Source organism: Sphingomonas sp. MM-1, from assembly GCF_000347675.2.
In the GTDB taxonomy this organism is placed as follows: Bacteria; Pseudomonadota; Alphaproteobacteria; order Sphingomonadales; family Sphingomonadaceae; genus Sphingomonas_E; species Sphingomonas_E fennica.
In genome coordinates this window covers 48436-62591 of sequence record NC_020542.1, presented here as the reverse complement: position 1 = coordinate 62591, position 14156 = coordinate 48436, and the positions used below count along the sequence as shown (strand labels likewise).

Annotated in this window: 12 protein-coding genes and 1 pseudogene; 7 read left to right on the top strand and 6 right to left on the bottom strand. The window is 62.1% G+C overall.

What is annotated here, in order from left to right; genetic code table 11:
• The first annotated feature begins 203 nt into the window (after positions 1 to 203).
• Together G432_RS19510 and cueR are read left to right on the top strand one after the other, a co-directional pair.
• Positions 204 to 2561: a heavy metal translocating P-type ATPase gene (locus tag G432_RS19510; protein WP_015449247.1), complete on the top strand. Its 2358-nt coding sequence runs from the start codon at positions 204 to 206 to the stop codon at positions 2559 to 2561.
• Positions 2558 to 2956: a Cu(I)-responsive transcriptional regulator gene (gene cueR / locus G432_RS19505; RefSeq protein ID WP_004212744.1), complete on the top strand. Its 399-nt coding sequence runs from the start codon at positions 2558 to 2560 to the stop codon at positions 2954 to 2956. Before G432_RS19510 ends, cueR begins: the two co-directional genes overlap by 4 nt.
• 26 nt (positions 2957 to 2982) lie before the next feature.
• Here the strand turns inward: cueR and G432_RS19500 are convergent, their stop codons facing one another.
• The 3 genes and pseudogenes from G432_RS19500 to G432_RS19490 form a co-directional block, all read right to left on the bottom strand.
• Positions 2983 to 3618: a response regulator transcription factor gene (locus tag G432_RS19500; RefSeq protein WP_015449246.1), complete on the bottom strand. Its 636-nt coding sequence runs from the start codon at positions 3616 to 3618 to the stop codon at positions 2983 to 2985.
• 562 nt (positions 3619 to 4180) lie between these two features.
• Entirely contained in the window at positions 4181 to 5089 is a 909-nt protein-coding gene (locus G432_RS19495; RefSeq protein ID WP_004212748.1) for a ribose-phosphate pyrophosphokinase, read from the bottom strand.
• Positions 5090 to 5147: 58 nt separating this feature from the next.
• Positions 5148 to 8121: pseudogene (locus G432_RS19490) on the bottom strand (Tn3 family transposase).
• A gap of 139 nt (positions 8122 to 8260) precedes the next feature.
• Here G432_RS19490 and G432_RS19485 point away from each other — a divergent pair.
• The 3 genes from G432_RS19485 to G432_RS19475 all read left to right on the top strand — a co-directional run bounded on the left by G432_RS19485 (position 8261) and on the right by G432_RS19475 (position 10220).
• Positions 8261 to 8854, top strand: a complete 594-nt coding sequence (locus tag G432_RS19485) for a recombinase family protein (RefSeq protein WP_013039114.1) — start codon at positions 8261 to 8263, stop codon at positions 8852 to 8854.
• Positions 8855 to 9074: 220 nt separating this feature from the next.
• The gene (locus G432_RS19480; RefSeq protein WP_236626754.1) at positions 9075 to 9308 is read left to right on the top strand and encodes an arylsulfatase regulator; all 234 of its coding nucleotides are present in this window, start codon (positions 9075 to 9077) and stop codon (positions 9306 to 9308) included.
• 135 nt (positions 9309 to 9443) lie between these two features.
• A complete protein-coding gene (locus G432_RS19475) occupies positions 9444 to 10220 on the top strand; it encodes an ABC transporter transmembrane domain-containing protein (protein ID WP_144062184.1) in 777 nt (258 codons plus the stop codon).
• 88 nt (positions 10221 to 10308) lie between these two features.
• Here the strand turns inward: G432_RS19475 and G432_RS19470 are convergent, their stop codons facing one another.
• Positions 10309 to 11397 carry an IS5 family transposase gene (locus G432_RS19470; RefSeq protein WP_015449243.1) on the bottom strand — a complete coding sequence of 363 codons (1089 nt, stop codon included), beginning with the start codon at positions 11395 to 11397 and terminating at the stop codon, positions 10309 to 10311.
• A gap of 90 nt (positions 11398 to 11487) precedes the next feature.
• On the opposite strand from G432_RS19470, the gene G432_RS19465 reads away from it, so the two are divergent.
• Together G432_RS19465 and G432_RS22770 are read left to right on the top strand one after the other, a co-directional pair.
• A complete protein-coding gene (locus G432_RS19465) occupies positions 11488 to 12168 on the top strand; it encodes an ATP-binding cassette domain-containing protein (RefSeq protein ID WP_144062183.1) in 681 nt (226 codons plus the stop codon).
• 1 nt (position 12169) lies between these two features.
• Complete coding sequence (locus G432_RS22770) at positions 12170 to 12952, top strand: Fic family protein (RefSeq protein ID WP_084673707.1); 783 nt, start codon at positions 12170 to 12172, stop codon at positions 12950 to 12952.
• A 26-nt stretch (positions 12953 to 12978) separates the two neighbouring features.
• On the opposite strand, the gene G432_RS22765 is transcribed toward G432_RS22770, so the two are convergent.
• Together G432_RS22765 and G432_RS19460 are read right to left on the bottom strand one after the other, a co-directional pair.
• Positions 12979 to 13359, bottom strand: coding sequence for a hypothetical protein (locus G432_RS22765; RefSeq protein WP_144062182.1), 381 nt, complete (start codon positions 13357 to 13359; stop codon positions 12979 to 12981).
• A gap of 75 nt (positions 13360 to 13434) precedes the next feature.
• Positions 13435 to 14151: a DUF6118 family protein gene (locus tag G432_RS19460; protein WP_015449241.1), complete on the bottom strand. Its 717-nt coding sequence runs from the start codon at positions 14149 to 14151 to the stop codon at positions 13435 to 13437.
• Positions 14152 to 14156 lie beyond the last annotated feature (5 nt).

Here is a 14156-nt window from a genome sequence, read left to right as displayed (position 1 = left end):
CGGGTCTCATGCGGCTCGCCTTCCGCCTGACCGTGCAGCGGCTCGATGGCATCGACGATACCCAGCCCAATGCCGACGGCGTGCTCCCCGGCCTGATGGCGGCCAAGCGAACGGGCCCGCCGATTTGGCCGCTTAGGCGATTACGTATTGACCCTGACACGGTGTCAGACCCTAGATCGTCAGGCGTCGAAAGGAGCGAGGCGATGAACGAGACACATGGAGCGGCGCATGGCGGCGGTTGCTGCGGCGGCCACGGCACCGCTAAAGCGGCGACCGGCGTCAAGGACCCGGTCTGCGGCATGACCGTCGACCCGGCGACCACGGCGCATCACGCCGAGCATAGCGGTGAAAGCTATCATTTCTGCAGCGCGGGCTGCCGGACCAAATTCATCGCCGATCCCGAGCGCTATCTCGGCCCGCCGACGCCGCCGGTCGCGGCGCCCGAAGGCACGATCTGGACCTGCCCGATGCATCCCGAGATCCGCCAGGACCATCCCGGGTCCTGTCCGATCTGCGGCATGGCGCTCGAACCCGCGACCGTGACCGCCGACAGCGGCCCCAGCCACGAGCTAGTCGATTTCACGCGGCGCTTCTGGGTCGGCCTCGTGCTGGCTCTCCCGGTGCTGATCCTCGAGATGGGCGCGCATGTCTTTCCCGCGATCCATCGCCTCGTGCCGATGTCCACCTCGGTATGGATCCAGTTCGTGCTGGCGACGCCTGTCGTGCTCTGGGCGGGCTGGCCGTTCTTCGAGCGTGGCTGGGCCTCGCTCAAGACCCGCAACCTCAACATGTTCACCCTGATCGCGATGGGGACCGGGGTCGCCTGGATCTACAGCGTCATCGCGACGCTCGCGCCTCAGCTGTTCCCGCCGGCCTTCCGCGGCGAGGACGGCATGGTTGCCGTCTATTTCGAGGCGGCCGCGGTGATCACCGTCCTCGTGCTGCTCGGCCAGATGCTCGAACTGCGCGCGCGGGAACGCACCTCGGGCGCGATCAAGGCGCTGCTCAACCTTGCACCAAAGACCGCGCGCCGGATCGGTTCTGATGGGAACGAAGAGGAAATCAGCCTTGATCTGGTTGCGGTGGGCGACCGCCTGCGGGTGCGGCCGGGCGAGAAGGTGCCGGTCGACGGCGTAGTCGAGGACGGCCGCTCCTCGCTCGACGAGTCGATGGTCACCGGCGAATCCATGCCCGTCACCAAGGCAAAGGCCGACACAGTGATCGGCGGCACGCTCAACCAGACCGGTGCGCTGGTGATCGTCGCCGACAAGGTCGGCCGCGATACCATGCTCGCACGCATCGTCCAGATGGTCGCTGAGGCGCAGCGCTCGCGCGCGCCGATCCAGCGCATGGCCGATCAGGTGTCGGGCTGGTTTGTGCCCGTGGTCATCGCGGTCGCGGCCGTCGCGTTCATCGCCTGGGGCATCTGGGGTCCCGAGCCGCGCTTCGCCTATGGGCTGGTGGCGGCGGTCGCCGTGCTGATCATCGCCTGTCCCTGCGCACTGGGGCTGGCAACGCCGATGTCGATCATGGTCGGGGTCGGTCGCGGCGCCGGGCTCGGTGTCCTCATCAAAAATGCCGAAGCACTCGAGCATATGGAGAAGGTCGACACTCTCGTCGTCGACAAGACAGGCACGCTGACCGAAGGCCGGCCTGCCGTCACCCAGGTCGTGCCGGCGCCCGGCTTCGACGAAGCCGAGCTGCTGCGTCTTGCCGCCTCGGTCGAGCGGGCGTCCGAGCATCCGCTCGCGTTGGCAATCGTCGAGGCCGCGAAGGATCGCGGCATCGTCACGAGCGACGTCATCGACTTCGACTCGCCGACCGGGCGCGGCGCGCTCGGCACGGTCGAAGGGCGGCGCATCGTCCTCGGCAATGCGCAGTTCCTTGCCGACGAAGGGGTTGCGACCGATGCGCTCGCCAGCCAGGCCGACGCGCTGCGCCGGGATGGCGCCACCGCGATCTTCATCGGGGTCGACGGCACAGTCGGCGGCGCCTTCGCGATCGCCGATCCGGTGAAGGCCACGACACCAGAAGCGCTCGCCGCGCTCAAGGCGGAGGGCATTCGCGTGGTCATGCTGACCGGCGACAACCGCACGACCGCGGAAGCGGTCGCCCGACGCCTGGGCATCGACGAGGTCGAAGCCGAGGTGCTGCCCGATCAGAAGAGCGCCGTGGTCGCCAGGTTCAAGCGCGAGGGGCGGGTCGTCGCCATGGCCGGCGACGGTGTCAACGACGCCCCCGCGTTGGCCGCCGCCGACGTCGGCATCGCCATGGGTTCCGGCACCGACGTCGCGATCGAGAGCGCTGGCGTCACGCTGCTCAAGGGCGACCTGACTGGCATCGTCCGGGCGCGGCGGCTCAGCCAAGCGACCATGTCGAACATCCGCCAGAATCTCGTCTTCGCCTTCATCTACAATGTCGCGGGCGTGCCCGTAGCGGCGGGTGCGCTCTATCCGCTGTTCGGTATTCTGCTCTCGCCCATTATCGCGGGGGCGGCGATGGCGCTCTCTTCGGTGAGCGTGGTCACCAACGCGCTGCGCCTCAACCGGAAAGCACTGTGAACATCGGCGAGACGTCACGGCAGAGCGGCGTCTCTGAGCGGATGATCCGCCATTATGAAAAGATCGGCCTCATCCCGGCGCCGGCGCGTCGGGGTGCTGGCTATCGTGACTATGGCGAGCGCGACCTCCATCGCCTCCGGTTTATCGCCAATGCCCGCGATCTCGGCTTCCCGATCGAGGAGATCCGCACCTTGCTCAGCCTTTGGGCCAATACCGGCCGTGCCAGCGCGGAGGTGAAGCGGCTTGCCCTTGCCCGCGCCGATGAGTTTCAGCGCAAAGCCGAGGCGTTGACGGCGCTGCGCGACACGCTAATCGACCTGGCCGAGCGCTGCCAAGGCGACGAGCGGCCGGATTGTCCGATCATCGCCGAACTGGCCGCGGCCCGATCCGCATAGCATCCGGCATCGCACGGCCGAGAATTTTAGAGGTGCCCGTTTTCGGTCGATTCGTGCAGGTCGACGGCGAAAGCGATCCGCAACAGGTCGGGCAGGCTTTGCGCGTTGAGTTTGATCATCAGACTGGCCCGATGCAGCTCGACCGTGCGCGACGTGACGCCGAGTTCATCTGCGATAAGGCTATTTGGATAGCCTCGCGAAATTCCTCTCAGAACGGCCCGTTCGCGCTGCGTCAGTCTCGCGGCTTTCGAAAGAGCGTCGGCCTGTTCGGAGGCACGACGGGCTATACTCTCAAGCCAGCTGAAGCCGCGGTCGATCGCGCCGAGCAATGCGGCCTTCTCGACCGGTTTGGCGAGAAAGTCGGCAGCGCCCGCCTTCATCGCCTGTACGGCGAGCGTAGGATCGCCATTGCCCGTCAGCACCACGACGGGCATGTCGATACCGCGTCGCGTCAGCTCCGCCTGAACCTGCAGGCCGTCCATGTCGGGCATGTGCATGTCGAGAACCACGCAGCCTTTCTCGGCGTCCTCTGCGCTCAACAGAAACTCCGGCCCCGAAGCGTAGGCTTCTACGGCAAACCCTGCGGTCCGCAACGTGAAACTTAGTGCTTTTCGTATTGTCTCTTCGTCATCGACGATATGCACGACGCGCTTGTTCCCCATAGCCCCCGAGATCGATCAATACGCAGTGCCGCGAGGGCAGCGCTTCAAGGGATACTTCTCTGCACGTTGGACTATGGTCCCAGGTCAAGAGTAAAAATTTGGCGAGGCAAAACGGCGAAGGACAGCGAAACTGTGAGGGTTCGGCTACTCCGCTCACACCAATGCCGCGGTCGCTGCGGCTCATTGCCGGGTCTCTGCTCCGGACGATGCATGCGAGTTGCCCGCGCCGCCCTCGGCGCGATCGAGCCATCGCTACGCTTCCATCACATCGTCGACCGGCAGCGGGTTACTGGCGCCCGGCGGGCGAGGGGGGCGGGTTGGCCCTTGACGGCTGCGCGATCGGACGCCCAGGATAGCAGGGTGGCGCGCTTTACTTCGGGCTCAAGCTTCAGGTGCCCAGCAACGTCGAGGGGATCGATGAACGAGCGTGTGTGCGACACGACATATCCTCCTTCCCTGCCGCGATTTTCTCCGAAAGGGAGATCTCAGGAGATTGGTTCGGACTCGTTTAGGGTCAATGGATGAGGACGCGCACAGCGTTTGCCGGGCGTTCATTTCCGTCTTAGAACTGACGCGCAGCACGCCATTCAATCCGGTGGCGAACGGCCTCCGCGATCGCTGGCATGACGTCTATATCATTCGACGCATGTGCAACCGCGTTCGTGCTGACGATCCTTTCGACAAGCCCACCCAGAACCTGCGCTGCATCGCCGGCAAAAAGCGGATGCACGACCACGCAATCCGGTCGCGCGAACCCCATGCCGACCAGTTGGCGCGCCGCCTCGGTGAGGGTCCGACCGGATGAGGCGATATCGTCGACCAGCACCGGCTGGCGATCGAGAAACGCTGGGGCATTCGGAATCGAGATGGTGACGTGACGGTCGCCGGATCGGATTTTCTCGCACACGAGAAACGGAGCATCGGCATCGGCCGCCACCTGCGAGACCCACTGTTCGCTTTCCAGGTCCGGACCGATGATCAGCGGGCGAGCGACATTGCGCTTGATCCACGAGGCCAAAAACGGCGCGGCATGAACAACCTGGGTTGGGATGCGGTAGATTTCCGACAATTCATGGTAGCGATGGAGATGCGGATCGACCGTCACCAGCCAGTCGAGATGGCGAGACAGGATCGCAGCAAAGGTTCGCGACGTCACCGCCTCGCCGGCATGGAAGCGTATGTCCTGGCGCATGTAAGCGAGGTAAGGGGCGACGAGCCCGATCCTGCGAGCGCCAAGATCGCGCGCGGTGTCGGCTGCGAACAGCAGCGGCAACAGCTTGGCGTCCGGATGATCGAGACTGGACAGCAGGATGACCTCGCGGTCGCTGACGTCGTTTCCGACCCTGAGATAGGTTTCCCCGTCAGGAAACTGACGATGCTCGATCGTGCCGACCTCTGCATCGAGCGCGGCGGATAGCGGCTGTGCCAGGGCCTCGCTGCCAGGCAGCGCGAACAGGACGGGACGGTTCATAGGGGTGACTACACGAAAGTGACGTATCTGCACGGAAAGGGCGAACGGATAGCGAACGTCACGCGGCAAGTAGGGAGTTGACGGCGCGCAGCGGTCGCAAGGCGTCCGGATCGGGTTGATCTTCAACATTCCAGCTATAGTCACCGGTCAGCGAGATATGCTCCCAGCCCAATGGCGCGATGTGGCGTGCGATTTCGTCGGCTGTGCCGATGTCCGCCAGCGCCATTTCGAGATAGCGAGTGTTCCACAAGATGATGGCGGCGACGAGCAGGTTGAGGCCGGAGGCGCGATAGGTCTGGTTCTCGAACCGACGATCGCGCAGTTCGCCGAGCTGGTTGAAGAAGAGCGCGCGGGCGAGCGCGTTGCGGGCTTCGCCTTTGTTGAGGCCCGCCTGGGTGCGCCGGCGCAGGTCGATGTCGCGCAGCCAGTCGAGCATGAAAATGGAGCGTTCGAGGCGGCCCAGCTCGCGTAGTGCGAGGGCCAGTCCGTTCTGTCGCGGATAGGCGGACAAGCGGCGCAGCATTGCCGAAGCAGTGACGGTGCCGGTGCGGATCGACGTGGCGAACCGCAGCAGTTCGTCCCAATGCGCCGCGACATGACCCAATGCGATCGGTTCGGCCGTCATGCCGGCAAGCAAGGGGCCGGATTCTTGGCCGGGAAGGAGGTGTAAACGACGCTCCTTGATGTCGCGCAGGCGCGGCGCGAAGCGGTAGCCGAAGAAGGGCATGAGGCCGAACACATGGTCCGATGCCCCGCCCGTATCGGTGTAGTGCTCCTCGATCGTCAGGCCGGTCTGGTGATACAGCAAGCCATCCAGCACATAGGGCGCTTCGCCAGCGGTCGCCGCGATCACCCGACTTGCGAAGGGGTCATATCGATCCGAGACATGGGTGTAGAAGGCAACGCCTGGTTCGTTGCCGCTGCGCGCGTTGATGTCGCCGATCGCGGCCCCACGGCCCCCGGCATGAAATTGCTGTCCGTCGCTCGACGAAGTGGTGCCGTCTCCCCACAGCGCGGCGAGCGGCATGGCGCGATGGGCGTCGATCAGCCTTCCCAACGCTTCGCCATAGGCGGCTTCGCTGATGTGCCAGTCGTGAAGATGGGCGAGCTGACGCAGACTTGCGCCCCGGCAGGTTTCCGCCATGCGTGTGAGGCCGAGATTGATGCCATCGGCGAGGATGACCGTGAGCAGCGCATTGCGATCGTCGGCTTCCCGGCCCGAACGACGATGGATGAAGCATTCGCTGAACCCGGTCCAGGCATCGACCTCCAGCAGAAGATCGGTGATCTTCACGCGCGGCAGTCGATCATAGGCGGCGCGACGGGCAATCTCGGTGGCGGGCGGTGTTGCCGCCTTCAGCGGCGAGATGATGAGACCGTTTTCGTCAAGCTTAACCTGGGGCAGCTCCCCTTGCCGTGCAAGGACCGTTACCTGCTCGATCGCCGTGTCGAGCCTGGTGCGCCGTTCCTCGATATGGCGCTCGAAATCCGTTTCGATGGCGAGCGGCAACGGCCCCTTCTCGCGCAGCGCCGCAAAGGTCGCCGGCGGTATGAGATAGCTGTCGAAATCGCGAAACTGCCGGCTTCCCGCGACCCATATATCCCCGGCTCGCAACCGCTCGCGTAGTTGCGACAAGGCGCATAGTTCATAAGCGGCACGATCAACGATGCCATCCCGCAGGACGAACGGGCGCCATGCGGGCGGCACAAAGCGTAGCGGCACGCGATCAGGCAAGCGCCGTTTGCCGGTCCGATATAGCTCCGCGATGATGGCCAGCGCTGACAGGAGCCCCTGAACCGCGCCGGCGCCGCGAAACTCGAAGGCGTTGAGAAAAGCGCCGACAAAGAGCTTCACCGTCCGATGCCGCTCGATCAATTCGGCGGTGCGATCGACGGTTTCCGGTCGCCCGAGCACTTCGGCCTGCTCGACGGCCACGGCGAAGTGCTGCCAGTCCAGCGCCTCGATCTGCGCCAGAGAATCCACGCCCTTGCTGCGCGCGTCGATGAGGAGGCGGCAAGACCCCGTGAGCGTCCGGAGGTGGCCTTGCAACTCGCGCACCGTCTTGGCCTCCGTCAGCGCCGAGGGCCCAATGCCAAAAGCTCTCTCCACAAGGCCGCGCCATGCTGCCCAACAGCTTGTCGAACATCGTCAGGGTGGCGTCGGTCAGGCTTTCCTCAAGCCGGATGCCGGTTGCCGCCAGCGTCGCATGGCGGCGCAGGGCATTGAGTTCGCCAAGGTGCTGGGGTGTGATGCGGCTGCCTTCGTCCGCCAGCCTGTCAAAAGTCAAAGCCGGGATCATGTCGGCACGGGCGCGATCGAGGCCCAGCGCGCGGATATAGGCGAGCCGTTCGATCAGGCGCAGGATGTTGCGCGCTGCCGGCGATTGTGGCGCATTGCGCATCCAGGATAGCCATGTCGCGACCTGCCCCGGTCGTCGGGCCAGCAAATCGTCCAGGCCCTGAAGGGTGTCAGGCAGCAGGCCATTCGTGAGCACTTCATAGGTAAGCTGTTCGGCTTGCTGGCGCGCCCGCCGCAGCACCGCTTCGAGAATCGACGGAGAAGGCAGGAGGATCTGCAGGCGCCGGAGTTCATCGACGATGACGTCTGCCATCTGGCCGGGGTGTATGATGGTCTGCGCGATTGGGACCGAGAAGGCGACAACTTCACGGAAAGCGTTGCGGTCAAAAATCCTGAACCCGTGCGATCGTCGGATTTCGACGAGATGCTCGCGACGGGTCTGGTCCCGATGGGCATAATCCGCGAAGGCTGCCGGCGCGACGCCGAGTTGCTGCGCCACATAGGCGAGCACAGGAGCGGGCGGGACTTCGCCCGCTTCCAGCGCACGGCCAGGCCATCTCATATATAGCATGAGCATCGCATAGCCGAGCCGGGTGGCATCGCCGCGACGGCGGCCGACAATTTCCAGGTCGTCGCTGGTCAGCGTATAATGACGCGCGATCTCGCGCTCATCGAGCGGCGCGCCATAATGCCTCGCCCAGATTTCCAGGCTCACCAGTCGCCGTCTCGCCAAGCATCATCTCCTTCGCTTTGCGTGTCCGTCAGACGGTCCTCTGGCGGCCAGCAGGAATATGTCCGTTAACTCTGGACCTATAACGGCGATTCGGACAAGATCAGATAATGATGGGAAAACGGACAGGATTGGGCTGCATGTGGCGTTGATCGGCTATGCGCGCGTCTCGACGGCAGACCAGAAGCTCTCACTCCAGCTCGACGCGCTGAACGCGGCCGGGTGCGACCGGATATTCGACGATCACGCATCTGGTGCAAAAGCCGATCGGCCCGGCCTGGCCGAGGCGCTCGCCTATCTGCGCAGCGGCGACACGCTGGTGGTTTGGAAACTCGACCGTCTTGGGCGCTCGATGAGCCATCTGATTGAGAAGGTCGGCGAGCTAGCGACGCGAGGTATCGGGTTCCGCTCGCTCACCGAGAACATCGACACCACCACTTCGGGCGGGATGCTGGTGTTCAACATCTTCGGCTCGCTTGCCCAGTTTGAGCGCGATCTGATCCGGGAGCGCACCCATGCAGGCCTCAAGGCCGCTCGCGAGCGAGGTCGCCCCGGTGGGCGGCGGCCAGTGGTCACACCTGACAAGCTCCGCAAGGCGCGCGAACATATCGCTTCCGGCCTCACAGTTCGCGAGGCCGCCGCGCGCCTCAAGATCGGCAAAACCGCCCTCTACAAAGCCCTCGAAGCCACGGAGAAGAACACAAAGTCCCAGCGTTCCCGGTCCGTTCGCTCTTAGCGTGCAGATAAGTCACTTTCGTGCAGTCACCCCTTTTGCGAAGCAGGTTTCCAGAACAGTTCTGACAAGCGGCGGGCCGCAGAAATGCGTTGTCGTCATGGCCCGCCCGCGAGGTCGTCAGAAAGGAAGGTTTTCGCGAACAGGGCCGGCGCGTCGTGCTAGGCGATGGAACCCCGCAAGCGGACAGGATGCGATGACCAGGACCGAAATGCTGGAAACGATGAAGCGTCTCGACGCCCATGCGAACGCCCTGTTGCTTACCGGGGCCTCCGATATCGATCTGCTCGGCGGCATGTTCGACGTGATGCCCGACTTCAAGGCGTTGCTCGACGCCGGATACGGCGGTGAAATCGACAAGAACGCTGGTCGCTTCCCCGGTTTGCATCGCTACGCCGTCATGCTCTCCAATGTCGCCGAGGGGATCGCGGAAGGTTCCATCCGGGTGCCGCGCTGACGCCCTGTTTCGCTGGCAGGGGATGTGAGCAGACCTTTATGATTGCGAGCAGCGCAGGATGATGGCGAGCACATTGGCAGATAGCGCGAGCAGATCGCCGAGCCGGTTGTCAGATAATCCGAGCAAAAAAAGGCTCTGTTTGCAAGCAAACGCCGCTACGATTGCAAGCACCTACATCTACGCCTCCCACTGCAATGGTTCGAGCGGCGGCACATCGGGGACATCGTATCCCGCTTCGGGTCCACGCAGCCCATCACCCAACTCGTTAGCGACGGGATGGTGACGGGATTTATCGATGGCATCATGGCGTTGGCGACGCTGACATTGATGGTGGTCTACGCGCCACTTCTGGCACTCGTCACCTCAACGCTCTTCCTGCTTTATGCGAGCTTGCGATTGGCTTTCCTGAGTTCACTTCGGTTCAAGAACATTGATGCAATTGCGACAGCCGCACGAGAGCAGAGCGCGTTTATCGAAAGCATCCGGGGCATAGCTGCGATCAAGGCCTTCGGTCAGGAAGGCAACCGCCAAAGGCTCTGGCAAAAAACGAAAGCCGATGCCGTCAATGCGCAAATCAAGCTGGGTCGCACTACAGCAGGATTCGACAGCCTCGGACAACTTGTCCTTGTCATCGAACAAATATCATTCGTTTATTTGGGCGTCAGCCTTGTTCTCGCAGGAAATATGTCCCTTGGAATGCTCTTTGCGTTCCAAGCATATAAAGGACAATTTCTCGATGCTTCCATGCGACTTATCGAGCAATTATTGAATTACAAGATAATGCAGGTGCATCTGGGACGGGTCGCCGATATTGCGCTGTCGAAGCAGGAAGACGCCAACTCGGTCGGCAATGTCGATCAGCCAGATGGACACCTCGAAGAACCGTCTGATTTCGGCATGATGGAGGCGTGAAGGCTCACGAGCGGCATATGAGCCTCGGTTTCGGTGAGTAATCTGCTGATTTTTGCTGGAGAGGCGGCTGCGCGGGCCGTCTTTGGCGTCACGCGGGCGCAATTCGCCCCTCGAGCCAGGCCAGGCGCTGGAAGTTATAGGCAAGGTTGGTCATGCCGATCTTGATGCGGGCACGAGCAATACCGATGGTGCGCACCACCAGACCCATGCGGTGCTTTTGCCCGGCAAAGACGTGCTCGACGGCGGAGCGGACCGCCGACCGCTTGGCATTGGCGCGTGCAATACGCTTAGGCATCGCTCGGCGGTGTGGCTTGCGCTGGTGGATGTGGCTGGTGAACATGCCCTTGGCGAGAAAGGCTTCGTTCTTCTTCGAGCGGTAGGCCGTATCGGCCCATACCCCCGCGGCCGTGTTGTCCGGACTAATCAGCGTTGGCAGCCTTGCGCCATCGTGGGCATTGGCGGCGCTGGCATCCCAGGTGCGGATCAGGCCATGCGCCCGGTCGATGCCGATATGGTTCTTGTAGCCGAACATCGGGATGGCCAGATCGACCGGCTTGAAGGCCTTGGGGTCCGCGCCTTCCTTGATCTTGGCCTTGGTGTACTTGACGCTCCAGCGGGCGTCGCGATCCTTTTGCCGGATCTTCGCAGGGTTATCCTTCCAGCGCTCGGGTATCCGGCCCTCCTTGATGGCCGCCTTCTCCTCCTCGGTGTTCCGCTGCTTGGGAGCCGGCACAACGGTCGCGTCGATGATCTGCCCGCCCATGGCAAGGTACCCTCGGTCTGTGAGAGCGGCATCGAAGCGGGCAAATAGCCTGTCGATGGCTTTGGCCTTCACCAGACGCTCCCGGAACAGCCACACTGTCGTCGCATCGGGCACGGTGCCATCCAGGCCAAGCCCCAGAAAACGCTGGAAAGAGAGGCGGTCCTTGATCTGGAACTCGGTCGCTTCGTCCGAAAGCGAGTAGAGCGCCTGGAGCACGAGGATCTTGAACATGAGGACCGGATCAAACGGCGGGCGGCCACCTTTGCCGCGAGGACTACGGCGCAGCGCCGCTACCAGCGGTCCCCGGAAAACCTCGAAGTCCACGACTGCCGCCAGACGCTCTAGCGGATCACCCGCCGCGCTCAACGCCTCATATCGGTCCGAAAGATCGAAGAAACCCGGCTGCCCTGCCATCATCGCCTCCGCTATCGCGCAAAGGCAGTGAATCACTTCAGGCCGTCAGGCGCCACGAGTTTTTCGAGGTGTCCAGATTTCAGCCAGACTTTGGAAATTCGCAACGTCCATTTCCGTTACGGGTTTGGCGAACAAAGTGTCCTCAAAGGCGTAAATCTAACCATCCATCCTGGCGAAATGATTGCGCTGATCGGTCCTTCCGGCGGCGGGAAAACGACGTTGATGAAGGTTATAATGGGCCTGTTTGAGCCTTTTCACGGAGAGGTTCTCGTCGGTGGCCGGTCGATCAAGAGCTTTTCCAAGCAGGTCTACCGCCAGGCGATCGGGTCTGTCTCGCAAGATGACCAGCTTTACGCCGGGAGTATCGCCGAAAACATTGCTTTCTTCGATCCCGAAATCAACATGGAACGGGTGGAAGAGGTCGCAAGGCTGGCGGCTGTTCATGACGAAATCCATGCGATGCCGCTTCGGTATGATTCGTTGATCGGAGACATGGGGTCAGTGCTATCGGGCGGACAAAAGCAGCGGGTGTTGTTGGCAAGGGCGCTTTATGCCCGACCCGCCATATTGTTCATGGACGAGGGCACGGCACATCTCGATCCCGAGAATGAGGCAAAAGTGCTTGAAGCGCTTTCCCGCCTGAACATTACGCGGGTCGTGATCGCACATCGGCAGCAGTCGATTCAGGCCGCAGATCGAGTAGTGACGGTATCCCAGGGCATGGTCCATCACAAATCCACTGAGGCCGCGATCCTCAGGCTTGAGGTCTAGAATGAACGATCCATTGGGTAACAATGCCGAATACCATATCGGCGATGTCTATGTGCCCCCCTTCAAGCCGCCAGCGCTGGCGACCCTGAAGCCTGAATTGCGGGATCGACTGCGGATGGTAGAGGCCGATCTTGCGGACAAGAGAGGAACCGATCCCCTGGCCGCAATCCGGAAGATTCATAATTCCGCTCGACAGGATATCAAATCCAGGGTCGAGGAGCTACAACACCCGCTCAGTCCCTATCTCAACTTTATGGACGGCGGCGTCCAAAAATCCCGGACATCCTCTACCGAAATAACCATTGCACAGAGCGTTGCTTCTGCACAATCCACGGGAATCCTTGGGGCTTTGGATGCAACGATCGAATTAATAGCTGTCTCGCAGAAAAGGATGCGATCGAAAGAAGTAGGCACCAACAAGGACAAGTTCGGAAATCGCGGCATATACCCGCCTCCGCATATGATCCCATCTTTGATTGAAAATCTTGATCGCGCAATTCAGGAATGCGAAGATTCCTCACCACTATGGGCAGCTATTCTTGCGTTTTCTGGTGTAAACGCCATTCATCCCTTCGAAGATGGCAATGGCAGAGCCGCCCGGATTCTCTTCAACGTTATCATGTTACGAAACGTGAAAGGATGCTTCTATCTACCAATAATAGAGATTTGGGAAATCTCAAGAGGCGGCACCCTAATCAAGCTTAGAGATGCTCTTTACAATGACAATTGGAAAGACTTGGTAGAGCATTTCTGCTCATCTTATGAAATCATGTTAGACGATTAATTTTTTCGCCGAAAATTTTCGGAGAGTCAGGGGACTTTATTACCTCCTTGCGCGCGCCGTGCTTCGGTCAAGCCTCCCAGTGCTCGGGAACGCATATCCAACTCCCGGCGTTCGGAATCGGAAATGCCATCCCGACCATAGCGTTCTGCCAATGTGCCGATTTGATCCGCTTCCTTACGCAGCGCGCGAGCTTCTTGCTTCGATAGATCACCGCTGTCCCGCCCGCGTTTTATGCGCTTGCGAGTCTCGCCGAGTTCGCGTCCAGCAGCTTGCTGATCAAAGCGCACTTGCACATCAATGATGGCGCCGGGTATTCGTTCAGGACCAGAGGGCGCGCGCGGGGCAATCTGGCCGTATGCAGCGCTGCATGGGCCAAGAAGTAATAATGCTGTGATGAGAGCACGCATGGTATCCTCCATAAACCGTCACGGACATGGTTCGCCATTGGGAGTGAATTGCTGCTGAATTCAGCCATTTTCCTATTATGGCTTCACCTCGATCGTGCAGCGCACCGGCTCTTTCGCCTTGGCGGCCCGTTCACGGCATTTCTGCACCGTCTCGCGATTGGCATCCGTCAGCGGCGAGGCCGCGACGATCAGCGCCCAGCTCTCCGCATCGGCCGCCTGCATCAACCGCTGCCCCGCCCCCCAAGGGCCAGGCTCATTGAGGACGCGGATTGCCATGCGCTCGGGCCAACGCCAGCTATCGGGCGTCCACCGCGCGATCGGACCGGCAAGGAAGGCATAGAGCAACAGCCCCAGCACCACGCCGCAAGCGCCCATCACATACAACCAGCGATTTTGCTCGTCGCCGTGCCGTGCCGATGCGAGCCGATTACCGATCTCGCGCGCGGCCTGGTCCAGCCCCGCGCGCGCCTCGGCGACAAGCCGCGCGTCCTCACGGCGAGCGGCCGTAGCCGCCGTCGCGATCTGGCTCGCCATAGAATCGGGCGTCATCGACAGAAGCGGGCTTTTGGCAATGGGGTCGATCCGCTGGGCGAGCGCCACCAATATCTTTTCGGTGCGTTCCAGCGTCGGTTCATAATCGGGAATCTCGATATTCTCGCGCGCGGCGGTCAGTCCCTCGATCGCGGCGCGCAGCAACGCCACCTCGCCATGCACCGACGCCAACCGATCCTCGACCCGCGCGAACGCCCGCGCCGGATCGTCGGCGTCGTCGAAACCATCATCATCGCCCATTCTCG

What these genes read in the sequence shown, in the direction of transcription:
- G432_RS22765 (WP_144062182.1), bottom strand. Translation starts at nt 13,359, where the DNA reads ATGCGTGCTCTCATCACAGCATTATTACTTCTTGGCCCATGCAGCGCT.
- G432_RS19470 (WP_015449243.1), bottom strand. Translation starts at nt 11,397, where the DNA reads ATGGCAGGGCAGCCGGGTTTCTTCGATCTTTCGGACCGATATGAGGCG.
- G432_RS19510 (WP_015449247.1), top strand. Translation starts at nt 204, where the DNA reads ATGAACGAGACACATGGAGCGGCGCATGGCGGCGGTTGCTGCGGCGGC.
- G432_RS19480 (WP_236626754.1), top strand. Translation starts at nt 9,075, where the DNA reads ATGAAGCGTCTCGACGCCCATGCGAACGCCCTGTTGCTTACCGGGGCC.
- G432_RS22770 (WP_084673707.1), top strand. Translation starts at nt 12,170, where the DNA reads ATGAACGATCCATTGGGTAACAATGCCGAATACCATATCGGCGATGTC.
- G432_RS19460 (WP_015449241.1), bottom strand. Translation starts at nt 14,151, where the DNA reads ATGGGCGATGATGATGGTTTCGACGACGCCGACGATCCGGCGCGGGCG.
- G432_RS19495 (WP_004212748.1), bottom strand. Translation starts at nt 5,089, where the DNA reads ATGAACCGTCCCGTCCTGTTCGCGCTGCCTGGCAGCGAGGCCCTGGCA.
- G432_RS19500 (WP_015449246.1), bottom strand. Translation starts at nt 3,618, where the DNA reads ATGGGGAACAAGCGCGTCGTGCATATCGTCGATGACGAAGAGACAATA.